The sequence below is a fragment of the Hymenobacter gummosus genome, from assembly GCF_003970915.1.
Lineage (GTDB): Bacteria > Bacteroidota > Bacteroidia > Cytophagales > Hymenobacteraceae > Solirubrum > Solirubrum gummosum.
Genome location: NZ_RXOF01000010.1, coordinates 126,489 through 150,988 on the forward strand (window position 1 = coordinate 126,489; position 24,500 = coordinate 150,988).

The following is a 24,500-nucleotide window of genomic DNA, read 5'->3' on the forward strand; positions in this document are numbered from 1 at the left end:
TCTCCTTTCTCCTTTTTATATGCTCAAACTTTTCCTCCGCTACGGGTTGCTGCTGCTCCTGCTGGTGGGGCTGGCCCGGCCCCAGGCCCGAGCCTCCCACTTGGTCGGCGGCGAAATGACCTACCGCTATCTGGGTGCCTCCGGCAACAGTGCCAACCCCTTCCGCTACCGGGTCACGGTGCTGATTTACGTCAACGCCCGCACCACGCAGCCCAACCAGTCGAGCGTGCCGCTCGGGCGGCCGTTCATTACGGTGAACTTCTTCAACAAGTCGCAGAACGGGGCCCTTATCCGCTCGGTCAACATCAACCAGCTGAGCAACCCGCTCATCGTGCCGCCGGGCTGCGGCACCAACAGCGCCGTGCAGATTCGCCTGTGCCGCTACGAGGCCGACGTGGACCTGCCCGTGTCGTTCGACGGCTACTACGCCACTTATACCGACGGCACCCGCAACGCAGGCATCACCAACCTGCGCAACCCTTCCGACTCGCAGCAGCAGACCATTTACATGGAAATGGCCCCGCCCCTGCTGCCCAACTCCTCGCCCACCTTCTCCGATACGGCCGTGGCCATCGTGTGTCAGGGCGACACCAGCCTGTTTCTGAACAACGCCGTGGACCCCGATGGGGACCGGCTGATTTACTCGTTCTCCACGCCCTACGACCGGCTGGCCAACCCCTCGCAGTTTACGCCCCCGCCCATTGCCGTCACCTACGCCAACGGCTTCAGCCCCACGGCGCCCTTCGGGACGGGCCCGGGCAACTTTGCCTCGCTGAACGCCAGCACCGGCCTGGCCCGCTACGCGGTGGCCACGCCCGGCAACTACGTGGTGTCGGTGGAAGTGAAGGAGTACCGCACCATCAACGGCCGGGAAATCCTGGTGGGCTCGACCCGGCGGGAAATTCAGCTGGTGACGCAAACCTGCCCGCCGAATAATACCCCGCAGTTCACGGCCGCCACCCTGGCCCAGCGCGTGTTTACGGTGGAAGAGGGCCAGACGCTGAGCTTCAACGTGGCCGCCAACGACCCCGACAACAACGGCATCACCATGAGGGCCAACAGCGTGCTGCTCGACGGCGCGGGGGGCTTCAACGCCACCTTTGCCGGGCAGGCGGGCACCGTGCTTACCGGCGCCAACACCGGCAGCGTGACTATCAGCGGCGCCAGTGGCCTGAGCGGGCAGTTCCGCTTCACGCCCCGCTGCGGCGAGGCCCGCGCTACGCCCTACGACGTGGTGCTGACGGCCAACGACATTGTGAACTGCAACTCGAAAACGGCGGCCGAGGTCTTCCAGATTTTCGTGACCCGCACGCCGGCGCCCGTGGCCCTGCTCGGTGACAGTATCATCTGCGACGCGGCCCAGGTGCGTACCTACACCGCTACGGGCCCGGCCCCGGCGGGCGGCTACACCTGGCGCGTGACGGGCGGCACCATCCAGGGGCCGGCCAACGGCCCCTCCATTCAGGTGCAGTGGAACACGGTGGGTGCGGGCCGCGTGACGGTGCGCAGCCTCTCGGCCTTCGGTTGCCAGAGCGACTCGGCCACCCGCGCGGTGAACCTGCGCCCGACCATCAACCTGGGCGTGACAGCCTCCAGCGCAAACATCTGCCTGGGTCAGTCGACCACGCTCACGGCCACGGGCGGTACCACCTACACCTTCACCGGCGGCGGCCAGCCCCCCTTCATCGGCGCCACCTACACTGTGTCGCCGACGCAGACGACCACGTACACCGTCACCTCCGGCGACGGCACCTGCACCACCACGCGCACCATCACCATCAACGTCAACGCGGTGGCCCAGGTCAATGCCGGCCCGCCCACGCTGACGGTGTGCTCGGGTGAGCCGACCCAGCTGGGCACCCCGGCTCTGACGGGCTACACTTACCAGTGGAGCCCGGCTACCGGCCTGAGCTCGGCCACCGCCGCGCAACCCACGCTGACGCTGACCACCGGCACCACGCCGACCACGGTGCGCTACATCTTGCTGGCTACCACGCAGCAGGGCTGCCAGGCCCGCGACACCATCGTGGTGACGGTAAACCCCGCGGCCGTGGCCCGCGCCGGCGCCGACAAGGTTATCTGCTCCGGTGAGTCGACCCAGATTGGCGACGCGGCTTCGGCCGTGGCGGGCAGCACCTACCAGTGGAGCCCGGCTACCGGCTTGAGCAACGCCACCATTCTGAACCCGACGGTAACGCTGCCCAACCCCAGCACCACCACCCCGCTCACTCAGCAATACATTCTGACGGTGCGCACCACCGCCGGCTGCGTGAAAACTGACACGGTGCGGGTGACGGTCAACCCGCTGCCCAGCGCCCGCGCCGGCGCCACCGATCCGACCGTGTGCTCGGGTGAGCCGACCCAGCTGGGCGCGGCCGCCATTACGGGCTACACCTACCAGTGGAGCCCGGCCACCGGCCTGAGCAGCACCACCGTGGCCCAGCCCACGGCCACGCTGACCAACACCGGCAGCACCACCATTTCGCAGCAGTACATCGTGCGCGTCATCAACACCAGCTTCCCGGCCTGTGCGCAGACGGATACGGTGGTGGTGAACGTGAAGCCGGCCGCCGACGCCCGCGCCGGTGCCACCGACCCGGTTATCTGCTCGGGTGCTTCCACCCAGATTGGGGCCACGGCCCTGGCGGGCTACACCTACCAGTGGAGCCCGGCCACCGGCCTGAGCTCGGCCACCAGCGCCCAGCCCACCGTCACGCTGACGAACCCCAGCACCACCGCCCCGCTCACCCAGCAGTACATCCTGACGGTGCTCAACAGCTTCGGCTGCCAGGACCGCGACACGGTGCTGGTGACGGTGAACCCGGCCGTGGTGGCCAACGCCGGCACCCCGACGCGCACCGTGTGCTCGGGCGAAGCCATTACGCTCGGCTCGGCCGCGCTGACGGGCTACACCTACCAGTGGAGCCCGGCCACCGGCCTGAGCTCGGCTACCGCGGCCCAGCCGGTGTTTATGCAGACCTTGCCCGCCGGCTCGGCTCCGCAAACCACCGTGTACACCCTGACGGCCACCTCGCGTGAAGGCTGCACGGCCACCAGCCAGGTGAGCGTGACGCTGAACCCGGCCGTTGACGCCCGCGCCGGCGCCGACGTGGATATCTGCTCGGGCAAATCGGCCCAGCTGGGTGCCGCGCCGCTGACGGGCTATACTTACCAGTGGAGCCCGGCTACCGGCCTGAGCAGCACCACCGTGGCCCAGCCCACCGTGACGGGCACTACCGGCGCCACGGCCACCACCGTGCGCTACATCCTGACGGCCCGCACCTCGCAGGGCTGCTCGCGCAACGACACGGTGTTTGTGCGCATCAACCCGCGGCCGGAGAATGACAGCATCCAGGGCTCGGCCTCGGTGTGCCCCACGGTGCAGGGCGTGGCCTACAGCATCCGCAACCCGCGCAGCACCGCTTACCAGTGGATTGTCAACGGCGGTACCATTGCCAGCGGGCAGGGCACGGCGGCTATTACCGTGAACTGGGGCGCGGCCAGCAGCTCGGCCAACGTGCGCGCCTACCGGGTGAACCCCACCACCGGCTGCTCGTCGGATACGGTGACCTTCCCGGTGCGCATCAACCAGATTCTTATCACGCCGCGGCCCACCGGCCCCGCGCGGGTGTGCCAGGCCGATGGCCCTTACACCTACCAGACCCAGCTGACGGCCGGCTCGAGCTACGGCTGGCAGATTATCGGCGGCACGCAGGTCAGCACCAACCAGGCCTCAGTGGTGATTAACTGGACCCGCCCCGGCCTCGGCAAGATTGTGGTGACGGAATCGAGCAACCCGGCCGGCGGCCGCTGCCTCGGCACCTCCGATACCCTGTACGTGACGGTGCTGCCCTCGCCGGTGGCCCAGACCATCAGCGGCCCGAACCGCCTGTGCGCCGGCAACGCCGCCACCTTCTCGCTGCCTTCCACGGCTGGCTCTACCTACCGCTGGGCGCTGGGCACCACCGTGCTTGCCAGCACCGGCAACGCGGTGACGCTGCCGGCTGCCTCGCTGCCCGTGGGCACCTACACGCTCACGGCCACCGAAACCAACGCCCAGAGCTGCGCCGGCCCGGTGGCCACGCGCACCTTCACCGTGGACCCGCTGCCGGCGGCCCCGACGGTAACCGGTCCGCGCGCCATCTGCCCCGAGGGCCTGACGGGCATTACCTACAGCGTGGGCACGCCCAGCAGCACCAGCACCTACCAGTGGACGGTAGTGGGCGGCACCATCACCGCCGGCCAAGGCACCGGCTCGGTGACGGTAAGCTTCGCGGCCGCGGCTACCACGCGCAGCGTTGCGGTGACGGAAACCTCGCAGTTTGGCTGCGCCGGCCCGGCCACCACTATTACGCTGCCGCTCGACAACGCCACGGTGGCGCTGCGGACGGCCTCGGTGAGCCTCACGGATGACCGCCGCATCACCCTGGCCCTGAACGTGGCCGACCGCACGAACAACACCAACCAGGTGCGCATCATGCGCCGCAACGCCGGTAGCACCGCCGCCTTCGTGCAGGTGGGCACGGTGGCCAACTCGGCCGCTACCTACGACGACGCCACGGTGGACGCCGACGCCACGGCCTACGAGTACCGCCTGGATTTGCTCAACAGCTGCGGCACCACGCTGGGCAGCACCAACCACACCACCGTACGCCTGCAAACCACGGCCGACGAGCAAACAGGCAAGGTGATGCTGAACTGGAATGCCTACCAGGGCTTCACGGTGGGCAGCTACGAAGTGTGGCGCACGCTCGACGGGGGCACCGCCACCAAGGTAGCCACCGTGCCGGCCGGCACCCTGAGCACCGAGCTGACCGTGGGCCGCGAAGGCTTCGACCAGGTGTTCCGCATCAAGGTGCTGGGCACGGGCGCGACGCCGGCCGAAGCTTGGTCGAACGACTCGCGCACGGCCTTCGAAAACCCGCTGGCGTTCTACAACATCATCACGCCCAACGGGGACGGCCTCAACGACGTGTTCACCATCAAGAACGTGGAGCTGTACCCCGGCAACCGCATTGCCATCTTCAACCGCTGGGGCCGCGAGGTGTACCGCACCACCAACTACCGCAACACCTGGAACGGCGAGGCTCAGCCCACCGGCACGTACTACTTCCTCTTCACCGAAGCCTCGGGCAAGGTGACCAAGGGCTGGTTTGAAATAACCCGCTAACCACGCCTGCCTTGAAGCCAAACGGCCGCCCGGAATCATCCGGGCGGCCGTTTTCGTTGGGGCTAGCTGGTACGGGACGCTTACTTGCGGGCGGCGGCCCAGGCGTCCATGCGCTTTTCCAGCACGGCCAGCGGCATGGAGCCCCCGGCCAGGATTTCGTCGTGGAAGGCGCGCAGGTCGAACTTCGGGCCGAGCTGCTTTTCGTAGCGGGCCCGCAGCTCGCTGATTTTGAGCTGGCCGGTTTTGTACATGAGCGCCTGCCCGGGCACGGCCATGTAGCGCTCCACCTCGGCCGTGGCGCCCTGCTCGCTGATGGCCTCGTTGGCCCGCATGTACTGAATGGCCTGCTCGCGGGTAAGCTTGCCGGTGTGCAGGCCCACGTCGACCACCAGCCGGATGGCGCGGTGAATTTCGGCCCCCAGGTGGCCCATCAGCTGGTTGGGGTCCTGGAACACGCCCAGCTCCGGCCCCAGACTTTCGGTGTAGAGCGCCCAGCCCTCGTTGAACACGCCGTAGCCGCCGAAGCGGCGGAAATCGGGCAGCTGCGTGTTTTCCTGCTGCAACGATACCTGGTAGTGGTGGCCCGGAATGGCCTCGTGCAGAAACAGCGTTTCCATGGCCGGGTTGGCTACGGTGTTGAACTTCAGCGGGTCGAGGATGGGCACGTAGAAGATGCCCGGCCGCGTGCCGTCGGCGGAGCCGCGGTTGTACTGCGCCGACGCCGAGGCGGCCCGAAACGCCTCGGTGGCGCGGACTTCGAAGGGCGTTTTGGGGGTGCGGCTGAACAGCTTGGGCAATTGCGGCGTGATGCGCGCCTGCACCGCCTCGAAGGCCGCCAGCACCTCCTGTTCCGTCTTGAAGGGCCGGAATTTGGGGTCGGAGTCGACGTAGGCGAAGTAGGCCTGCAGGTCGCCCTTGAAGCCGGTTTGGGCCTTCACCCGCTCCATTTCGGCCTGGATGCGCTTTACCTCGGCCAGGCCGATCTGGTAGATTTCCTCCGGGGTGCGGTTGGTGGTGGTGCTGGTTTGCACGGCGAAGGCGTAGCGGGCCGCGCCCTGCGGCAGCGCCCCGATGCCGCTGCTGCTGCGGGCCCGGGGCAGGTACTCCGTTTCGAGGAAGTCGGCCAGCTTCTGGTAGGGGGCCACCACGTCGCGCCGGATGGCCTCGGTGAAGAGCGGGGTCAGGCGGGCTTTGTCGGCGTCGGTGAAGGAGGCGGGATACTTCGCTACGGGGCCGTAGAACAGGTTTTTGCTGGGCTCGGCCACCGCCACGGCGCGTAGCTGGCTTACCATCTTGGGCACCAGCGCCTTGGGCAGCACCACCCCGGCCCGCATGCCGCGGCGGAAGTTGCTGATGGCCGAATCGGCCCAGACCGGGAAGCCGCGCAGGCGGGCCAGCCAGTTGTCGTAGTCCTGCACCGTCTTGAAGGGCTGGGCGCCGGTGCCGGTGCCCAGCTGCACCAGGGAGCTGGGCAGGCTGAAGAACTGGTTGAAGGGCATCATCCAGTTGTTGAACTGGAAGCCGGCCAGGTTCTGGTCCAGCGAGTACGCCATCATGTCGTAGCTCACCTGGTCGGTGGGGTTCAGGCGGGCGCGGTCGATTTTCTGGAGCTGGGTGCGGTAGCGCTGGTAGAAGCCGCGCACCTGCTCGCGCCGGGCCTGGGTCTGGTCGTTGGGAAACTGGTCGTTGTAGCGGTTGTCGCCGCGGCTGGTGGCCAGAAACGGAAACAGCCGGACTTCCTCTTCCGCGTAGGCGGCAAACAGGGCGGCCAGCGGTGCCGACGCGCTGGTACTGGTGGGGGCCGGCTTGGCGGCCGGCTTAGCTTTTTGGGCCAGAGCCGGTTGGGCCAGGGCGGCGGTCAGGCCGACGAGTAGGCCAAAAGTTTTCATTTGAAGTGCAGATTGATAAGTTGGCTCAATCTACTTCGTTTTTAGGTTCGCCGGCCCTTGCCCCGCGCCCGGTGCTTATCCTCTTCCTTGGTTGTTATGCGCTATCCGCTGCTGCTCCTGGCCCTGCTCCTGGCCGGTCTGAAGGCCCCCGCCCAGGCTATTCAGAACCTCGACTTCGAGCCCGAAGTCAACCGCCGCCAGCCGCTGCTGCTGTTGGGCCGCCGCCAGCACCCCGACGACCTGCTCATCCGCCTCGACACCACCAGCCGGGCGCAGCACGGCCGCGGCAGCCTGCTCATCGACGCCTCGCGGGCCGAGGAGCCCGAAGCCACCTTTATCTCGGCTGCCGTTCCCGTCACGGACTCGCTGCGCGGGCAGATTGTCACCTTCACGGCCTGGATTCGCACCGAAGATTTCCGGGGCCGGGTCTGGCTGGACGCCAATTCCGGGGCCGGCAATGCCAGTTTATCCAGTGCCAACACCCGCAACGATTCTGTGGCGGCAACGCCCACGGCCGACTGGCAACAGCTGCGGCTGCAGCTGCCCGTGAGCCGGGGGGCCGAGAGTGTGTGGCTGGCCGTGCACGTGAACGGGCGGGGCCGCGTTTGGCTCGACAACTACCAGCTGCACCGGCGGGGCCAGCCCTGGGTGCAAGTGCCCCTGCCCGGCACCGAGGCCCTGCTGCTGCCGCCCGGCACGCCCCTGCCCGACTGGGACTTCGAGCGTCGCGGCCCCGCCGAGGTGCGCGGCCCCCAGGCCTGGCCCCGCCGCTGGCTCCTCGATTCGGCCGTGGTGCAGCACGGCCGGCGCAGCCTGCGCGTCCCGGCCGCCGCGCCGGGCGCGGCCCCGGTGTACCTGGGCGTGGCGCCCCTCGACTCGCTGCAGGACAAAACGCTGACCATCCGCGGCTACGTGCGCTACGAAACGGCCACCGGCGCGCCGGCCCGGCTACAGTACCGCCTCCTCAGCAACAGCGACCGGCGCGTCTTTCCCTACGACCGGTTTAAGTGGCCGGGTGAGCTGACCACGGCGGCTCTGCCGGCCCCCACCAGCCCCCCCAGCTGGCAGCCCTTCGAGCTGAAAGTGCCTGTTTGGAGTAAATTCAACCACTCCGAGCTGCCCCTGCTGCTGCAGCCCGGCGCCTCGGCCGTGTGGCTCGACCACGTGGAGCTGCTCGTCGATGGCCGCGCCTTTGCGCCGACCGCCGCGCCCACGCCGGGTCTGCCCACGGCCGCCGAGCTGGCCTGGCTGCGCAAAGCCGCCGTGCCGCTGCGCACCACCGCCCCCGACGGCGGCGACCAGAAAGACCTGGCCGCCTTCGGGCAGCTGGTGGGCACCAGCCACGTCATCGGGCTGGGCGAGGCCACGCTGGGCTCCCACGAGCAGATGCAGCTCAAGCACCGGCTGTTTCGCTACCTGGTGGAGCAGAAGGGCGTGCGCCTGCTGGCCCTCGAAGCCGACCTGGGCCCCTGCCTGGCCCTGAACGACTACCTGCAAACTGGCCAGGGCGACCCGAAAGCCCTGGTGGCCGAGCTGCCCGCCTGGGACACCGCCGAAATGCTGGCCCTGGTGCAGTGGATGCGCAGCTACAACCAGCGCGCCACCGGCCCCAAGCTGCAACTGATGGGCCTCGACATGGAGGAAGCTCCCGCCGGCCTGGGCTACCTGCGCCCCCACCTGCCTCCCGGCCCCAACTACCGCACCGACAAGCTGGCCGAGCTACAAGCCCGCCTGCGCGAGCTGGAAGCGGCCAACGTCCGCCTGCACCTGCTCCGGCAACCCGATGCCCCCACGCCCCTGCTCACCGACGTGCGCCGCTTGCTGGCCGAGCTGCGCGCCGCTTACGACCTGCCGGCCAAGCTCTCCAGCCGCTACCAGCCCTTTCCGGGCGAAGCCGTGCTGCTGCCCCAACTGCTGCGCGTGGCCGAGCAGTACAGCCTCTACAACACCCTCGCCGCCAGCCTGCGGCCCTCCTACCGCGCCGCCTGCCTGGCCGAAAACCTGCAATGGGCGCGGACCCAGGCCAGCGGCGGCAAGGTGGTCGTCTGGTCGCACAACGAAACCCTTTCGACCTACAACCGCGACGACGAAACCCTGGGCATGCAGCTGCGCCGCCAGTACGGGGCCGATTTCCTGGCCGTGGGCTTGGCTTTCCACGAGGGCACGTTCCGGGCCCTGCGCGCCGAGGAGCCGCCCGCCTTTGTCACGGCCACGGCGGCCCCCTCGGCGGTGGGCAGCTACGAAAACTACTTCCGGGCCGCCGCCCTGCCCGCGGCTTTGCTCGACATCCGCACGCCCGAGCTGATGCCCGGCACCCAGTGGCTGTTCGAGAATCTGCAGTTCCGGGAGGGCACGCTGAAGGCCTACGCCCAGCCCTTCGACCGCCACAGCCTGCGCCGCGAGTTCGACGCCCTGCTCTACCTGCCCAAGTCGACGCCGGCGCAGGCGGCGAGGTAGCCGGCTGTTTTTCTTGCCGCCGGCTGTGGAATCGGGCGGCCGCACGCATCCTATCGACAGTATCCCGCCTTTAACCTCTTCTGTCCATGCGTTTCTTGTCCTTACTATCCGGCCTGGGGCTGCTGGCCGGCGGCCTCTCGGCTTCGCAGCCTGGTTCAGCGCCCGGGGCTGCGCCTCTGGCCAATCCGGGCCTGTTTCCCTACGTCGACCAGCAGAAATGGGGCTACCTCGACGTGCAGGGCCGCCCGGTAGTGGCCCCGCAGTTCGAAAGCGCCCAGCCGTTTGCCGAAGGGCTGGGCGCGGTGCGCGTGGCCGGCCGCTACGGCTACCTCAACGCCCGGGGCCAGCTGCAGATACCGGCCACCTACGACTACGCTACCGGCTTCCGGCAGGGTCTGGCCCAGGTCTGGCTCGACGGCCGCCCGCTGCTCATCAATGCGCAGGGCGAGGTACAGTTTCGGCACCCCTACGCCCAGCTGGCCCTCCTGGAGGAAGTACCCGACCGCCTGGTGGTGCGCACCCGCTCGGGGCGCACCGGCCTCACCGACCTGCGCGGCCACCTGCTGACCGACACCGTGTACCAGCGCATCGAGGAGTTTCACCACGGCCGGGCCCTGGTGTACTCCCTGCCCGATAAAACCGCTGACCCGAACGCCCAGCCCCAACCGGGCGTCATCGATACCGACGGGCGGCTGCTGGTGCCGTGCGGGCGCTACCACGAAATTGCGCCCTACCGCAGCGCCGTTACCCTGGCCCTGCGCCCCGACCCCGCCGACGCCCGCCGCGGCTCCGGCGACGAGGTGCTGCTGGATGCCGCGGGCCGGGAGCTGGACCTGCGCCTCGGCCCGCGCGTCAGCACCGGCTACGGCGCGCCCAGCTTCTGGGAGGGCGTGCTGCCCGTCGAGGTGTACACCGTGAACCCCGATACGGTGAAGGTCTGGTCCTCGGCCCGCCACTACTCCTACGCCAGCTTGGTCGACGCGCGGGGCCGCCTGCTCATCACCCGCCCCGGCTACCAGCGGATAACGCCCATGACCCAGGGCCGGGCTTTTGCCCAGACCACCGAGGGCCGGACGTGGCACCTGCTCGACCGCCAGGGGCGGCGGGTGGGCACGGCCGTCTACAACGACATCGTGCGCGACGCCCGCTTCCGAGAGGAGGAAGCCCCGGTGTTCGAGAACGGCGTGGCCTACGTGGAAACCGACGCCGGCCTGGCCGGTATCGACACCACTGGCCGGGTGGTGGTCGGGCCGCTGCCGGACTCCATCGACTACGACGACGTGCGGCGCTATGGCGACCTGCTGGTATTCAACGGCCGGGCCGAGCGCGGCTCCCACCCGGATCAGGACCTCTACGGCCTGTGGCTGCCCAGCCAGCAGCTGCTGGTGCCGCTACGCTACGAGGCCCTGGCCCCCAGCCCCAGCTTCGCCACCGACGGCCTGCTGGCCCTGCGCCACAACGGCCGCGACGCCTACCTCAACCTGCAGGGCCAAGTGGTGTGGCAAGCGCCGCAGCCCGTTGCCCTAGCAGCGCCGCAGCCCCTCAACCTCGACTACATGAACCGCGCCCAGTACGCGGCGGCCTCCGCCGAGCCGCTGGCCCGGTACGCCGGCTACGGCGGCTGGGGCGGCTCCGACAACCAGGCCCGCCCGCTCACGGCCAGGGCGGCCCCGCCCCGCCGCCTCTCGGTGCAGGTGAGCGAGGCGGCCACTGCCCGCTACGCCGAAAGCTGGGCCGGCCACCAGCTGCGCATTGCCAACACCACCGCCGATACCGTGCTCTTCGACGCCCAGGACAGCCACCTGTACCTGAACGTGCAGGCCCGCGACGCCCGCGGCCAGTGGCAGGACATCGAGTACGTGCCCAGCAGCTGGTGCGGCAACAGCTACCACACGCTGTTTCTGGCGCCGGGCCAGTACTGGCAGCTCACCGTGCCCGCGTTCAGCGGCAGCTTCAAAACCCGGCTGCGCGTGAAGCTGCTGCGCCAGAACCCGCAGGACCAGGAGAATCCGCTGGTGGTGTACAGCAACGAGTTTGCGGGCGGCGTAAACCCGGGCCAGTTCTGGCGCAAACCCGGCTACTCCCCCGCCGGCCTCATGGACCCGTACAACGAATAAGCCCCGCTGCCACCGCCCAACCCAACAGCCCGCGGCCATCTAACGGCCCGCGCCAAGTGCTCCGCCGCGAGCCTCCGGCGCGGGCCGCTTTGCTTACGCCACGGCTTGTAACACCCACCGAGGGAGGCAGAACACGTCCCGACCAATCGAAAACACCTCCCAACCACGACGAAACACCCGCCGACCAAAATCCTATCAATCAGCCCCGACACCCGCTCCCCCGGGCCGTCCACAAAATCCGTGCAATCCGAAAAATCCGCAAGAATCCGTGATTTATCTTTGTCAGGTGAATCAGTTGATGCCCAATCCGAAGAAAATCCCGGCGGACGACCTCCGCAACGTGGAAATCCAAGACATGGTGGCCGAAGGCAAGTGCCTGGTGCGCCATAATAACCTGGTCATTTTCGTCTCTGGCGTGGCCCCCGGCGACGTGGTGGACCTGCGCGTGACCCGCTCCAAGAAAACCTACCTCGAAGCCGAGCCGGTGTTCTTTCATAAGTACTCCGACCTGCGCGTGCAGCCCTTCTGCCAGCACTTCGGCGTGTGCGGGGGCTGTAAGTGGCAGCACCTGGCCTACGAAACCCAGCTGATGTACAAGCAGCAGCAGGTGGAGGACACGCTGCAGCGCATCGGCAAGGTGGAACTGCCCGCAATCCAGCCCATCATGGGCTCCAAGGAGACGACCTACTACCGCAACAAGCTGGAGTACACCTTCAGCTACCAGGGCTGGCTGACCTCGGAGCAGATCAAGGACGAGACCAAGCAGTACGACCGCCGCGTGCTCGGCTACCACCTGCCCGGCCGCTTCGACAAGATCATCGACATCGAGCACTGCTGGCTGCAGCCCGACCCCTCGAACCAGATCCGCCTGGCTTTCCGCGACTACGCCCGCGAAAACCAGCTGCGCTTCGGCAACCTGATGAAGCACACCGGGCTGCTGCGCACGCTCACCATCCGCACCGCCAAGAGCACCGGCGAGGTAATGGTGGTGGCGCAGTTTTACCGCCAGCACCAGATGATTCCGGTGATTCTGGACTACCTGCTGGAGCAGTTCCCCGAGGTGACGTCGATGAACTACGTGCTCAACGACAAGGGCAACGACTCGCTCGAAGGCCTCGAGGTGGTGTGCTACCGCGGCACGCCCTACATCCACGAGGAAATGGAAGGCCTGCGCTTCCGCGTGGGGCCGAAGTCCTTCTACCAGACCAACTCCGAGCAGGCCTACGAGTTGTATAAAGTAGCCCGCGAATTTGCCGGCCTCACCGGCTCGGAGCTGGTGTACGACCTCTACACCGGCGCCGGCACCATTGCCAACTTCGTGGCCAAGCAGGCCCGCGAGGTTATCGGCGTGGAGTACGTGGAGCAGGCCATCGAGGACGCCAAACTGAACTCGCAGATCAACGGCGTGACGAACACCAAGTTCTACGCCGGCGACATGAAGGACGTGCTGACCAAGGACTTCACCGATGAGCACGGCCGCCCCGACGTCATCATCACCGACCCGCCCCGCGCCGGTATGCACGTCGACGTGGTCAACCGCCTCATCGAGTTGCGCGCCCCGCGCGTGGTGTACGTGAGCTGCAACCCCGCCACCCAGGCCCGCGACCTGGAGCTGCTGGCCGACACCTACCGCGTGACCCGCGTGCAGCCGGTGGACATGTTCCCGCACACCCACCACGTGGAGAACGTGGTGCTGCTGGAGTTGAAGTAATCATCTGACATGCGGCTGGCATTTCTTCTCGTTCTGCTTTCAGTTGTGCGCTTCGGCTTTGGACAAAGCACATTGAAGGAAATGCTACGACAAGACTTTGCCTCCAGCAGAGAGAAGCCGTATTCACTTCATCCATATTGGTATGCGGTGGATACAGTTAATATTGGCACCAGAGACACCGTCATATTCCATAATAAGCCTGCTTACTATTTGGGAGTAAAAAGCACTTGTCAATGGCTCAATTGGTCTTTCACATCAAGCCGCACCATTAACCAGTCTTCTTATTTTTCTTGCGTGGGTCACGGTTATAGTGTCTCCGCAGTAAACGGCAGCGGAGCATACAGCTTCAAGCTCAAAGAAGCCGCCGGCCAGACTTACCTGAAACTTATCAACCACAAGTTTCAGGTAAGCTGGTTTGCCGTTTTCCGGTCATTAGAGTATGATTCCCGTAACGTTGCTTACCCCGTAATTACTTTGGTGCGCTTGAAACACAAGCCTGTTTAACCCCCACATGGACTACGCCAACGACCCCGAGCTGAGCGGCAAGTACCTCGGCACCATCACCAAGGACTTCGCCATTGTGGCCGATACACTGAAGGAAGCCTCCTACCAGATTCGCCGCAACAGCATCAAATACCCCATTTTCATCTTCTCCCGCGTACCCGTGCCCTTTGGCTCCATGCTCCTCACACCCGATGAGGCAGCCACCGAGTGGTACGTACTGGCCTCCTACCTCGACATCTTCGTGCAGCAGGGCCTGGTGGCCGAGGACAGCGAAGCCGCCTTCCAAGCCGCCTACAAAGACCCCGACGAGTTCTGCTGCCTGTTCGTGGTCGACGGTGAGTTTACAAAGTTCGTGTTCGTGCCCTACCCGGAGGATTAGCGCGAAGTGGTACTACAAATTCCCCGCAGGGGTTTGTAGTACCACTGTTGTTGCGGGCGCGTGAACGGCTATATTGGCTTAACGATAAAGGTAGTACCAAGCCTTCGGCAATTGGTACTACCTTTTAGCTATATACCCGTCTCCGTTATGCCAGCTCTTAACCTGCAGCCTCACAAGCTCTACCATATTTACAACCGGGGTAATAACCGCGAAACCATCTTCTACTCTCCCGAGAACTATCGGTTTTTCCTCACGAAGCTCCGTCGTTACCTCACATCCCACCTGCGTATTCTAGCGTGGTGCTTGATGCCCAATCACTTTCACCTATTGGTGCAGGTGCGCGAAAATGCCGACCTGAGTCGGTGCAGTACTGATTTGCGTTTGTTGCTCAGTTCGTACACCCGGGCTATTCAGCGACAATACGGCCGTACCGGGTCATTATTTCAGCAACACACCAAGGCGAAGGAGCTGGCCAGCAACGAATACGCTCTGGCCTGCTTCTGCTACATTCATCAAAACCCTTTGCGGGCCGGAATGGTACGCGAACTGGCCCAGTGGGTCTGGTCTTCTTACCCGGATTATGCTGGCTTGCGCAACGGAACCTTGTGCGACCAATCGGCGGCAGCGCAGGTGCTGGATTTACCGACCGAGGCAGCACAGATGGCCCGGCTCATCCAGCACACCTTGCCTGAAGATATAGCGGGCGTTTTGTACTGACGCTGTCGTGCACGCATCAGCAACGACAGTGGTACTACGAACCCCTGCGGGGAATTCGTAGTACCACTTCGCGGCCTTACCGCCCGAAGTGCGACCAGCCCTGGGCCCGCAGCGGCACGGCGTTGCCGCCCTTCGTGGCTAGGATGGCCCCGTCGGCAGCCTCGGTGATTTTGCCGATGATGGTCACGTCGGGGTGGTTTTTAAGCTTGTCGAAGTCCGTGAGCGGCACGGTGAAGAGCAGTTCGTAATCCTCGCCGCCGTTGAGCATGCACATCACCGGGTCGAGACGGAACTCGTCGGCCACGTCGTACACCTGCTGGTCGGCGGGCAGACGGTCGGAGAAGATGGTGGCGCCCACGCCCGAGGCGGCGCACAGGTGCATGATTTCCGAGGCCAGCCCGTCCGACACGTCAATCATGCTGGTAGGCCGGATGTCCAGGTCGCGCAGCATGTGTACCACGTCCATGCGGGCCTCGGGGCGCAGCTGGCGCTGCACCACGTAGTCGTAGGCTTCCAGGTTGGGCTGGGTTTCGGGGTCGGCCAGGTAGGCCTGCTTTTCGCGCTCCAGCACCTGCAGGCCCAGGTAGGCCCCTCCCAGGTCGCCGGTCACGCACAGCAAATCGTTGACCCGGGCGCCGGAGCGCCGCGCCGCCTGCCCGCGGGCCACCGTGCCCAAGGCCGTGACGGACACAATCAGCCCCGCGCGCGAGGCGGTGGTGTCGCCGCCCACCACGTCGACGCGGTAGGCCTCGGAGGCCAGCCGGACGCCCTCGTAGAACTCCTGCACGGCTTCCACCGAAAAGCGGCTCGGCAGGGCTATGCTCACGGTAATCTGCGTGGGCAGGGCGTTCATGGCCGCAATGTCCGACACGTTCACGGCCACCGCCTTGTAGCCCAAATGCTTGAGCGGGCAGAACGCGAGGTCGAAATGCACGCCTTCGATCAGTAAATCGGTGCTGACGACTACTTCGTGCTCGGCGGGCGGGGCCAGGATGGCCGCGTCGTCGCCGATGCCGAGTACGGTGCTGGGCTGGTGCAGGGTGATGGTATCCTGAATCAGGCGAATCAGGCCGATTTCGCCGACTTGATTGAGGGGAGTTACTTGTTCAGACATAGCAGTAGCACTACGGTGCGGGGCCGCAAAGGTAGCGCCCCGGCCCGCCGATTTTATTATTCCGCCAGCGGCACCCCAATGCCGGGTAGCCGCTGTTGCTCACAGGCGCCGGGCGGGCCCAAAGGAGCTACGCCCCCAAACGTTTGCGGAAAAACCTGGAAAAAGCAGAAAGATAATCGTAGAATACACCGGCAATTTGCCCACCCGCCCGAAAAAAGCCGAACAAAAGTTTGCTAACGAACGTTAGGAACCAGTACATTTGGCTTGCCTCCCGCTCCCCAATGGAAACCACCTCCCCCACCCTTTCGCGCAAAGCCCAGATCGACCAGACGGCCACGGCCCTGTTTCGGCGGCGTGGGTACGCGGCCACGAGCATGCGCGAGCTGGCCGCCGCCCTGGGCATCGAGGCCGGCAGCATCTACTCGCACATCAAGTCCAAGGAAGAGCTGCTGCACCGCATCTGCTTCCGGGTGGCTGATGAGTTTATGGCCGGGCTGCGGGCCGCCAACGCCGACGCCGACGCGCCGGCCGCCACCCACCTGCGCCGCGCCATCGAAAGCCACGTGCGGGTACTGATTAACGACGTGGACGCCTCGGCCGTGTTTCTGCACGAGTGGCGCCACCTGAGCGAGCCGGCTTTGTCGGAATTCGTGCAGCTGCAGCGCGGCTACGAGGCCGCCTTTCGCGACATGATTGCCCGCGGCGTGGCCGACGGGGCCCTGCGCACCCCCGACCCGGCCTTTGCCACGCTTACCCTGTTTGCCAGCCTGACCTGGTTGCCCAACTGGTACCGCCCCGACGGCAAGCTCAGCCCCGACCAGATTGCTGAGCGCCTCACCAGCCAGCTGCTCTACGGCCTGGCCGTGCCCGACGGCCCCGCCATCTAATCTTCTGTCCCATCATTCCCACTCGTTCTCCCGTTCCCCTGTTCCCTTTTGCCTGACGTTGAGCGCAGTGGGGCACCTGGATCTGCATTCCCCCCATGCTTTTCCCCGAAATCCGGGTGTCCTGCTGCTGCTCCCGCCGGCGTTTCCCACCGCTGGCCTAATTTCTACCCCGAGAACCGCCTAAGAATCTGCTTTGGCCGTTCTTTTTCCCCACGACAAGCTAATTCCCTCCCCGGAATTAGCTTGTTTTGTTTGGTACCAGCGCGGCGGCCCGTGGCCCTTTGCGCAGCCCCGCCCGCCACTCACGCGCAGCCCCATTGCCTGAGCGGAGCGGCCGGCCTGAGTTTCGCCCTCTTTCTCCGTCCCATGACGCACCTTCCACCCTCTACCAGCTCCCTGGCCCCCGACGCAGCGCAGCCCGATGCCTACGAGGTATTCCGCGCCGATGCGGCCGGCACCATGACGCACTGCAGCACCGTGCAGGCCGCCAGCCCCACCGCGGCCCGGCGCGCCGCCCGGCAGCAGTGCGGCCCGGCCGATGCGGAGCTGTGGCTGGTGCCCGCCTCCGCTATCAGCCAGGTGCGCACCGACGACGGCCTAGAATCAACCTACGCCCTGGATGCGGCGGAGCCCGAGCCGCCGGCCAGCGTGCAGGAAAGGCAGGCCTACCAGCGCGGCGAGCAGGACTACGTGGTGTTTCGGCTGCCCGAGCCCGATGCGCCCCGCCGGCACCTGGGCATGGTACGGGCGGCCTCGGCCCCCGAAGCCCTGCAGCAGGCCGAAGCGGTATTCGGCCCGGCCACCGGGCACGGCAGCTACTGGCTGCTGCCCTGGACGGCCGTGCTGGTGGTAGAGCCCACCGGGCCGGCCGCGTAGGCAGCCACGGAGGCTGCAGCCGGCCCCGCCGCCGCGGGGTCCTTGGGCCTGATATTTGCGAAATTTTTCGCTCGACCGGGAATATCTCCGGCGGCGGGTGCGTTTCCCCCTAGTCATGCGTAAACTGCTTTTATACCTACCCCTGCTGGTGCTGCTGGGGGCGGCTTCGTGCCGCAAAACCGGCGACTCGCCCGCGGCCGTAGTCGACCCGACTTCACCGGCAGCGGCCCGCGTCCAGCTTACCGCGCTGCGCGACACGGTGAACAACCGCTGGAAACAGATGATGGACAGCGACAACCAGAAGCTGGTGGCCACCACCGCCGTGCTGCAGACGCTCAAGCAGCTGCCCGGCACCGACAAAGCCCAGGCCGACGAGTTGCGCCAGGCCAACGACCGGCTCCTGACCATGCGCTACGACCAGCAGAGCATTGCCGAATCGGCCACAATCGACGCCTACGACAACGCCCAGATTCAGGTGCTCAACGCGGTGTATGACCTGGCCCAGCCCCAGGCCGAGCGCAACGCCGAAATCCAGGCCCTGACCGAAACCATTAAGCAAGCCGACAACGAGGTGGTGGGCTACCGGGTACGCTACGACCAGGCTGCCAAAAGCTACAACCGCTACCTGCAGATGCACGGCGAAACCCTGAAAAAAGCCGGCCGCAAGTATGCTCACCTGCAGCCCCTGCCCCTGTTCGAGCTGCAGCACTGAGCAGCCCTGCTTCCAAATCGAAAGCGCCCCCGGTATTCACTGGGGGCGCTTTTTTTGCCGCGCCGACAAAAGCGGCGGCCCGGATGCAACCCTCAGGCAAACGGCGGCACTCTTCCCGGTGTATCCCTTTTGCCCATTGCTGCTATGCGCCGCCTGCACCTGCTTTTGCCCGCCACCCTGCTGCTGACGTTGGCGTTCAGCTGCCAGGACTCTGCCAACGACCCCGCCCCCGGCTGCAACACCCCAGCCACCATCCGCGACCTGACCGGCCTCGACGGCTGCGGCTTCGTGCTGGTGCTCGACAACGGCCAGCGCCTGGAGCCGCACGGCTCGGTGTGGCAGGGCTACGCCAAGCACGACGGGGAGCGGGTGACCATCAATTACGTTACCGACGAGATACCCAGCATCTGCATGGTGGGCGAAGGCGTGAAGCTGGAATGCATCCAGCAGCAGGTGGGCCGCTGCGGCACGCCGGCACCAGGCAAGGGCAACTAACTTCTATTCAGCCTTCTATGCGTCGTTTCGCTCTTTTTCTCCCCATTGTAGCCCTGGGCCTGCTCGCCGGCTGCCAGTCCATGCCCTTCTGCGGCGAGGCGCCCGAGCCCAGCTGTACCACACCGGCCAGCATCCGCTACCCGGTGTGCAACGTAGCCAACTGCCCCCAGCACCCCGTACTCCTGGTGCTTAACGACGGCCGGGAACTGCGCCCCTTCGGCTCTGATTGGGACGACTTTCAGACCAGCACGGCCAGCAACCTACCCGAGCGGGTGCTCATCAGCTACAAGCCGGAAGCCACCCCGGCCATATATACCTGGTCCAACGTCACCATCACCTGCATCAGCACGGCGCAGTAGGCTGGCCGCAGCGTTGCCATAAAAAAGCCCGTTCAGCATGCTGAACGGGCTTTTCGCTTTTATCATGCCGGCTTACAGCCGGGCCATTTCCGAGTGCACGAAATCGGCGAGGCTGCGCAGGTACTCGGTGCTGAAGTCGAAGCGGATGCCGGCGGCCTCGTAAATCTCGCCGATGGTGGCGGTGTAGCCCAGCGCGAGGGCGCGCTTGTAGGCGTCGAGGCCGGCCTGCGGGTTCTGCCGGAAGTTGCGCCACACGGCAATGGCGCCGAGCTGGGCCATGGCGTACTCGATGTAGTAGAAGGGCACTTCGTAGAGGTGCAGCTGCTTCTGCCACAGCCAGGGCTTATAGCCTTCCAGGCCCTGCCAGCTCACGGTGCGCTGGTTGAACTCGTCGAACACCTCCGTCCAGCGCTGCTGCCGCTGCTCCGAGGTGTGCGTGGGGTTTTCGTATACCCAGTGCTGGAATTTGTCGATGGTGGCCACCCAGGGGAAGGTTTCGAGCACCGATTCCAGGTGGGTTTTCTTGGCCCGGCGCAGCTCGTCGGCGTCGGTGAAGAACACGTCCCAGTAATCCATGGAAATCAGCTCCATCGACATGGAAGCCAGCTCGGCTACCTCGCTCGGCGGGTGCTTATCGGCGCCCATGGGCAGGCGGCGGGTGAGGAAGGAGTGCACCGCGTGGCCGCCCTCGTGCAGCATGGTAATGACGTCGCGCAGGGAGGAGGTGGCGTTCATGAAAATGAACGGCACGCCGGTTTCGTCGAGCGGGTAGTTGTAGCCACCAGGCGCCTTGCCCTTGCGCGACTCCAGATCCAGGTGGCCCATGTCGCGCATGGTGGTCAGGCAGTCTCCGAGGAAGGAATCGAGGCGCTGGAAGACGGTAATGGTCTTCTCCAGCAGCTCCTCGCCCGTGCCGAAGGGGCGCAGCGGGGCCTTGCCGGAGGTGTCCACGTCGAGGTCCCAGGGGCGCAGCTCGGGCAGGGCCAGGTCCTGGCGCCGCTCCAGGTCCAGCTCGTCGATGAGCGGCACCACGGTTTCGCGGATGGCGCGGTGGAAGGCAAAGCAGTCCTCGGGCGTGTAGTCGAAGCGGCCGAGGGCGGCAAACATATAGTCGCGGAAGTTGGGGAAGTCCGCGTTCAGGGCCATCTGGTGGCGCAGGCCGACGAGTTCGGTGAACAGCCCATCGAGCTTTTGCGCGTCCTGCAGGCGGCGGTCCTGAATGGCGCGCCAGGCTTCCTCGCGCTTGGCGCGGTCGGTGTCCTTGAGGCGGTCGGCGGCGCGCTGCAGGGTCATTTCCTCGCCGTCCAGGGTTACCGTCATGGCCCCGGCGGTGGCGGCGTATTCCTGCTGCTTGGTGCTGATGTCGGTTTTGAGCGGAATGTTCTCGGCCCGGTAAATTTCCAGGGCCCGGCGCACGGAGCGCAGAAAGATGCGGTACTTGTCCTGGTCCAGCTCGGGGGCGTAGGGCGAGGCCACGAGCTTCTCGTTGAGGGCGTGGTCGTAGGGCGCTACCTGAGGCTCAATCTCGCTGACGAAGTACTGAAACGCCTCGGCGCGGGCCTGGTCCTGGGTGTCGCAGGTCATGCGGATGTAGCGCCACGCAAGGTCCTCGCTGAGCACCGATTCCAGCTCGGAGCGGTCGAGCAGCCAGCGTTCCAGCTCGGCCCCGGAACCCACGGCCCGGTCGCGCAGCTCCACGAAGTACGGCTCGATGGCGGCCCAGTCGGTGACGGTAAAGCCCTCGGGCAAGTAATGGCGCGGCGGACGGTTGGGTGAAGTGACGTCGGCGGAGAGTTCCAGCGGAGAAGTAAGCATGGGCTAGGGCGGCGGGAATAAGGGAAAGCGGAAGTAACCTGTATGCTACGCAAAAAGCAACGGGCAGGCCGGGTTTCGGGCAGGAAACTGCGCGGCGCGGTGAATTCGTGGGGCAAAAAGAACGTCATTCTGAGCCAAAGGCGAAGGACCTTCCTCGCACCCCGCACCGCCGCCACAGACGAAGTGCCGACGTACTATATCAGAACGAAAAGCGCCGTCTCCAATCCTGGGGCGGCGCTTTTCGTTCTGATTTATTAGCGTCAGCGCGTTGTATGTACCGGCGGTGCAGGGTGCGAGGAAGGTCCTTCGGCTGTGCCTCAGGATGACGTTCTGATGTTACCCGATTTGCCTAATCAATTTCAATCACCACATCGTTGGTGAGCGGGTGGCCCACGCACACCAGCACGTAGCCCTGCTTGATTTCGGCGTCGGAAAGGCCTTCGCGCTCATCCAGGTGCACTTTGCCCGAGTGGCACTTGCCGCGGCAGGCGGTGCACAGGCCGGCCTGGCAGCTGTAGGGCAGGTCGATGTCGAGGTCGAGGGCCGCTTCCAGGATGGTCTGGTTTGGGCCGACTTCGAATTCGTAGTCGGTGCCCTCGTACTGGATGGTGACTTTGCGGGTGCTGATTTCGTCGTTGTCGTCGGCCGTGACAGTGCCGTGGCCCTCGGGCTGGGCAGCCGCGGCTTCGGCCGAGTCGGCAGAGGCCACGAAACTCTCGCGGAAAATCTGCGCGGCGGGCACGCCCAGCAGCTCCAGGGCGGCTTTGGCTTCGGTCATCATGCCCTCGGGGCCGCACATGTAGTATTCGGCCTGGGCGGGCGGGGTCTGGTGGCGCTGCTCCAGGATGCGTAGCAGCATGGTGCGGTTCAGGCGGCCGGTGTGCTGGTGGGCCGAGGGCGCCGGCGCGGGCGCCGACGAGCCGCCGAACAGCCGGCCCAACAGCCCGCCGCCCGACTTAAGCGCCGGCGCGGGCTGGCTGAACACGTGCTCGACCTGGAAGCGGCCGGCGTACTGCTGCTCCAGCTGCGCCAGCTGCTTGCGGAAAATGACGCTCTGCTCGTTGCGGTTGCCGTACACCAGCAGCACCTGGCTCTGGGGCTCCTCGGCCAGCACGGCCTTCAGGATGGACATGAGCGGGGTGATGCCCGAGCCGGCCCCGATAAGCACAAGGGAACGGCGCGTGGCCGGATTGCACGCGATGGTGAAGTTGCCCATGGGCACCATGGCCTCCATGGTCTGCCCGGCCTTCACCGTGTCCAGCAGGTGGTTGCTGACCAGGCCGCCGGGCACGCGCTTCACCGTCACGGACAGGCGCGGGGCTTCGGCCGGGGTGCTGCTGAGCGAGTAGGAGCGGCGCTCGGGCCGCTTGCCGCTGCCGCAGGGCACAATGAGCGTCAGAAACTGGCCGGGCTGGCTGGCGACGGGGGCGCGGTCGGGGCGCTCCAGGTGGATGGTAACGGCGTCGTCGGTTTCGCGGGTCACGTCGACGACGTTCAGGGTCAGGTAGGGGCTGTTGCTCATGCGGGTCTTCGGCCGCGGGGCGCGGCGTGCGAAAACGGAGGGGTTCGGGAAAAAATACCAGGCCGGAGCCAGTGGGGCCGCGGCGCTGCAAAATACGGCAAAAGCGGGCTAAGGGTGGCGAGGAATTGGTTATGACGAATGTCAGGCCGCCAGGCCACACCTTGAGGCAGCTAGGGCTACAGGCTAGTTCCCCTCCTCAGCTGAGGAGGAGCTAGGGGTGGTTGAAAGGCTAGAGCTAGAAATTACTATCGGGCATCAGCACGCGAGATGTCTCGCGGGGCTCGACATGACGGGCTCTATAGTCGTTCAGCCGACCGGTCAACCACCCCTAGCCCCTCCTCAGCTGAGGAGGGGAACTAGCCTTTTAGCTCTAGCGGCCTTCTACAACGTGAGTTAAAGTATTTTGCCGACTCCTGCGTCCTTACCGGGAGCCAGCCCGCTCCCGCTGCCTTACCGAGCTGCCTTATGGAACAAACCGCTACTGCCCCGCCGCCCACGTTCAGCGGCTACCAGAAGTTTCTGGTGGCCATTCTGGCCCTGCTGCAGTTCACGGTCATTCTCGACTTCATGGTGCTGTCCCCGCTCGGCGACGCCCTGATGAAGGCCCTGTCGATTCCGCCGGCCAGGTTCAGCTTCGTGGTGTCGGCTTACGCCTTCAGCGCGGGCGCGGCGGGCTTGCTTACTGCCGGCTTTGCCGACCGCTTCGACCGCAAAAAGCTGCTGCTGTTCTTCTACGCCGGCTTTATCCTGGGCACGCTGGGCTGCGGGCTGGCGGGCACCTACCCGCTGCTACTGGTGGCCCGCGTGGTGGCCGGCTTGTTCGGCGGGGTTATCGGCTCAATTTCCCTGGCCATCGTGGCCGACGAGTTTGCCGTGCACCAGCGCGGCCGCGTGATGGGCGTGGTGCAGATGGCCTTTGCCGCCAGCCAGGTTATGGGCATTCCCATCAGCCTGTACCTGGCCAACCGCTGGGACTGGCACGCCCCCTTCCTGCTGATTGTGGCGCTGAGCCTGCTCATCTGCCTGGCCATTCTGCTGCGCATGCGCCCCGTCGATAAGCACCTGGGGCTGCAGTCCGACACCAACGCCTTCGCCCACCTCTGGCACACCGTCAGCAAGCCGGATTACCAGACGGGCTTCATGGCCATGATTTTCCTGGCCGTGGGCGGCTTCTTGCTCATGCCCTTCGGCAGCGCCTTTCTCATCAACAACGTCCGCATTGCCCCCGAGCAGCTGCCGCTGATTTACCTGTGCACGGGTTTTGCCTCCCTGCTCGTCATGCCCCTGATTGGCCGGCTCAGTGACCGGTTCAGCAAGTTCGCGCTGTTCACCGTCGGCTCGGGCATAGCCATTGCCACGGTGCTGATTTACACCAACATCGGCCCCTCGCCGCTGTGGCTGGTCATTACCCTGAACGTCATCATGTTCATGGGCATTATGAGCCGCATGGTGCCGGCTACCGCCCTCAATACCAGCGTGCCCGCGCCCAAGGACCGCGGCGCCTACATGAGCGTGACGTCCTCCTTGCAGCAGGTCAGCGGCGGGGTGGCGGCCGTGGGCGCCGGGATGGTAATAACGCAGGCCGACAGCCACAGCCCGCTGCTGCACTACAACGTGCTGGGCTACGTGGCCACGGCCGTGTTTGTCTTGTGCCTGCTGCTGGTGTACCGGGTCAGTCGGCTGGTGGCCCGCCGCCAGCCGGCCACCCCGACGGCCCCCGCCCCGCCGGTTGCCGCGCTGGCCGAGTAATTTTGCCGCTTTCCTTCCCTTGCCTTT

17 protein-coding genes are annotated in these 24,500 nt (G+C 65.9%); 13 read left to right on the forward strand and 4 right to left on the reverse strand.

The window, feature by feature from the left end; translation table 11 throughout:
• Positions 1–19: 19 nt before the first annotated feature.
• On the forward strand, positions 20–5,170 hold the full coding sequence (locus EJV47_RS17185) for a T9SS type B sorting domain-containing protein (RefSeq protein WP_126694405.1): 5,151 nt from the start codon (positions 20–22) through the stop codon (positions 5,168–5,170).
• 80 nt (positions 5,171–5,250) lie between these two features.
• Here the strand turns inward: EJV47_RS17185 and EJV47_RS17190 are convergent, their stop codons facing one another.
• Positions 5,251–7,059 (reverse strand): DUF885 domain-containing protein, encoded by a 1,809-nt coding sequence (locus EJV47_RS17190; RefSeq protein WP_126694406.1) that lies wholly within the window; start codon positions 7,057–7,059, stop codon positions 5,251–5,253.
• 96 nt (positions 7,060–7,155) lie between these two features.
• Here EJV47_RS17190 and EJV47_RS17195 point away from each other — a divergent pair, with 96 nt between their 5' ends.
• The 6 genes from EJV47_RS17195 (at position 7,156) to EJV47_RS17220 (ending at position 14,944) form a co-directional block, all read left to right on the forward strand.
• On the forward strand, positions 7,156–9,516 hold the full coding sequence (locus EJV47_RS17195) for an erythromycin esterase family protein (protein ID WP_126694407.1): 2,361 nt from the start codon (positions 7,156–7,158) through the stop codon (positions 9,514–9,516).
• An 86-nt stretch (positions 9,517–9,602) separates the two neighbouring features.
• The gene (locus EJV47_RS17200) at positions 9,603–11,633 is read left to right on the forward strand and encodes a WG repeat-containing protein (RefSeq protein WP_126694408.1); all 2,031 of its coding nucleotides are present in this window, start codon (positions 9,603–9,605) and stop codon (positions 11,631–11,633) included.
• A gap of 298 nt (positions 11,634–11,931) precedes the next feature.
• Positions 11,932–13,344 carry a 23S rRNA (uracil(1939)-C(5))-methyltransferase RlmD gene (rlmD, locus tag EJV47_RS17205; protein ID WP_126694480.1) on the forward strand — a complete coding sequence of 471 codons (1,413 nt, stop codon included), beginning with the start codon at positions 11,932–11,934 and terminating at the stop codon, positions 13,342–13,344.
• A 45-nt stretch (positions 13,345–13,389) separates the two neighbouring features.
• The gene (locus EJV47_RS17210; protein ID WP_165903803.1) at positions 13,390–13,848 is read left to right on the forward strand and encodes a hypothetical protein; all 459 of its coding nucleotides are present in this window, start codon (positions 13,390–13,392) and stop codon (positions 13,846–13,848) included.
• A 7-nt stretch (positions 13,849–13,855) separates the two neighbouring features.
• Positions 13,856–14,227: a hypothetical protein gene (locus tag EJV47_RS17215; RefSeq protein WP_126694410.1), complete on the forward strand. Its 372-nt coding sequence runs from the start codon at positions 13,856–13,858 to the stop codon at positions 14,225–14,227.
• Between the two features lie 147 nt (positions 14,228–14,374).
• Positions 14,375–14,944 (forward strand): transposase, encoded by a 570-nt coding sequence (locus EJV47_RS17220; RefSeq protein ID WP_126694411.1) that lies wholly within the window; start codon positions 14,375–14,377, stop codon positions 14,942–14,944.
• A 76-nt stretch (positions 14,945–15,020) separates the two neighbouring features.
• Here the strand turns inward: EJV47_RS17220 and thiL are convergent, their stop codons facing one another.
• Positions 15,021–16,058, reverse strand: coding sequence for a thiamine-phosphate kinase (gene thiL, locus EJV47_RS17225; protein WP_126694412.1), 1,038 nt, complete (start codon positions 16,056–16,058; stop codon positions 15,021–15,023).
• 281 nt (positions 16,059–16,339) lie between these two features.
• Here thiL and EJV47_RS17230 point away from each other — a divergent pair, with 281 nt between their 5' ends.
• The 5 genes from EJV47_RS17230 (at position 16,340) to EJV47_RS17250 (ending at position 19,387) form a co-directional block, all read left to right on the forward strand.
• Complete coding sequence (locus EJV47_RS17230) at positions 16,340–16,945, forward strand: TetR/AcrR family transcriptional regulator (RefSeq protein ID WP_126694413.1); 606 nt, start codon at positions 16,340–16,342, stop codon at positions 16,943–16,945.
• Positions 16,946–17,311: 366 nt separating this feature from the next.
• Entirely contained in the window at positions 17,312–17,821 is a 510-nt protein-coding gene (locus EJV47_RS17235) for a hypothetical protein (protein WP_126694414.1), read from the forward strand.
• Between the two features lie 115 nt (positions 17,822–17,936).
• Entirely contained in the window at positions 17,937–18,533 is a 597-nt protein-coding gene (locus EJV47_RS17240) for a hypothetical protein (protein ID WP_126694415.1), read from the forward strand.
• Between the two features lie 144 nt (positions 18,534–18,677).
• Positions 18,678–19,028, forward strand: a complete 351-nt coding sequence (locus EJV47_RS17245; protein WP_126694416.1) for a hypothetical protein — start codon at positions 18,678–18,680, stop codon at positions 19,026–19,028.
• A 17-nt stretch (positions 19,029–19,045) separates the two neighbouring features.
• On the forward strand, positions 19,046–19,387 hold the full coding sequence (locus EJV47_RS17250; RefSeq protein ID WP_126694417.1) for a hypothetical protein: 342 nt from the start codon (positions 19,046–19,048) through the stop codon (positions 19,385–19,387).
• Between the two features lie 72 nt (positions 19,388–19,459).
• On the opposite strand, the gene EJV47_RS17255 is transcribed toward EJV47_RS17250, so the two are convergent.
• Positions 19,460–21,202 carry a M3 family oligoendopeptidase gene (locus EJV47_RS17255; RefSeq protein ID WP_126694418.1) on the reverse strand — a complete coding sequence of 581 codons (1,743 nt, stop codon included), beginning with the start codon at positions 21,200–21,202 and terminating at the stop codon, positions 19,460–19,462.
• A 349-nt stretch (positions 21,203–21,551) separates the two neighbouring features.
• Positions 21,552–22,724, reverse strand: coding sequence for a ferredoxin--NADP reductase (locus EJV47_RS17260; RefSeq protein WP_126694419.1), 1,173 nt, complete (start codon positions 22,722–22,724; stop codon positions 21,552–21,554).
• 465 nt (positions 22,725–23,189) lie between these two features.
• Here EJV47_RS17260 and EJV47_RS17265 point away from each other — a divergent pair, with 465 nt between their 5' ends.
• Positions 23,190–24,473, forward strand: a complete 1,284-nt coding sequence (locus tag EJV47_RS17265) for an MFS transporter (protein WP_126694420.1) — start codon at positions 23,190–23,192, stop codon at positions 24,471–24,473.
• The last annotated feature ends 27 nt before the right edge of the window (positions 24,474–24,500 follow it).

What these genes read in the sequence shown, in the direction of transcription:
- EJV47_RS17185 (WP_126694405.1), top strand. Translation starts at nt 20, where the DNA reads ATGCTCAAACTTTTCCTCCGCTACGGGTTGCTGCTGCTCCTGCTGGTG.
- EJV47_RS17190 (WP_126694406.1), bottom strand. Translation starts at nt 7,059, where the DNA reads ATGAAAACTTTTGGCCTACTCGTCGGCCTGACCGCCGCCCTGGCCCAA.
- EJV47_RS17195 (WP_126694407.1), top strand. Translation starts at nt 7,156, where the DNA reads ATGCGCTATCCGCTGCTGCTCCTGGCCCTGCTCCTGGCCGGTCTGAAG.
- EJV47_RS17200 (WP_126694408.1), top strand. Translation starts at nt 9,603, where the DNA reads ATGCGTTTCTTGTCCTTACTATCCGGCCTGGGGCTGCTGGCCGGCGGC.
- rlmD (WP_126694480.1), top strand. Translation starts at nt 11,932, where the DNA reads ATGCCCAATCCGAAGAAAATCCCGGCGGACGACCTCCGCAACGTGGAA.
- EJV47_RS17215 (WP_126694410.1), top strand. Translation starts at nt 13,856, where the DNA reads ATGGACTACGCCAACGACCCCGAGCTGAGCGGCAAGTACCTCGGCACC.
- EJV47_RS17220 (WP_126694411.1), top strand. Translation starts at nt 14,375, where the DNA reads ATGCCAGCTCTTAACCTGCAGCCTCACAAGCTCTACCATATTTACAAC.
- thiL (WP_126694412.1), bottom strand. Translation starts at nt 16,058, where the DNA reads ATGTCTGAACAAGTAACTCCCCTCAATCAAGTCGGCGAAATCGGCCTG.
- EJV47_RS17230 (WP_126694413.1), top strand. Translation starts at nt 16,340, where the DNA reads ATGGAAACCACCTCCCCCACCCTTTCGCGCAAAGCCCAGATCGACCAG.
- EJV47_RS17235 (WP_126694414.1), top strand. Translation starts at nt 17,312, where the DNA reads ATGACGCACCTTCCACCCTCTACCAGCTCCCTGGCCCCCGACGCAGCG.
- EJV47_RS17240 (WP_126694415.1), top strand. Translation starts at nt 17,937, where the DNA reads ATGCGTAAACTGCTTTTATACCTACCCCTGCTGGTGCTGCTGGGGGCG.
- EJV47_RS17245 (WP_126694416.1), top strand. Translation starts at nt 18,678, where the DNA reads ATGCGCCGCCTGCACCTGCTTTTGCCCGCCACCCTGCTGCTGACGTTG.
- EJV47_RS17250 (WP_126694417.1), top strand. Translation starts at nt 19,046, where the DNA reads ATGCGTCGTTTCGCTCTTTTTCTCCCCATTGTAGCCCTGGGCCTGCTC.
- EJV47_RS17255 (WP_126694418.1), bottom strand. Translation starts at nt 21,202, where the DNA reads ATGCTTACTTCTCCGCTGGAACTCTCCGCCGACGTCACTTCACCCAAC.
- EJV47_RS17260 (WP_126694419.1), bottom strand. Translation starts at nt 22,724, where the DNA reads ATGAGCAACAGCCCCTACCTGACCCTGAACGTCGTCGACGTGACCCGC.
- EJV47_RS17265 (WP_126694420.1), top strand. Translation starts at nt 23,190, where the DNA reads ATGGAACAAACCGCTACTGCCCCGCCGCCCACGTTCAGCGGCTACCAG.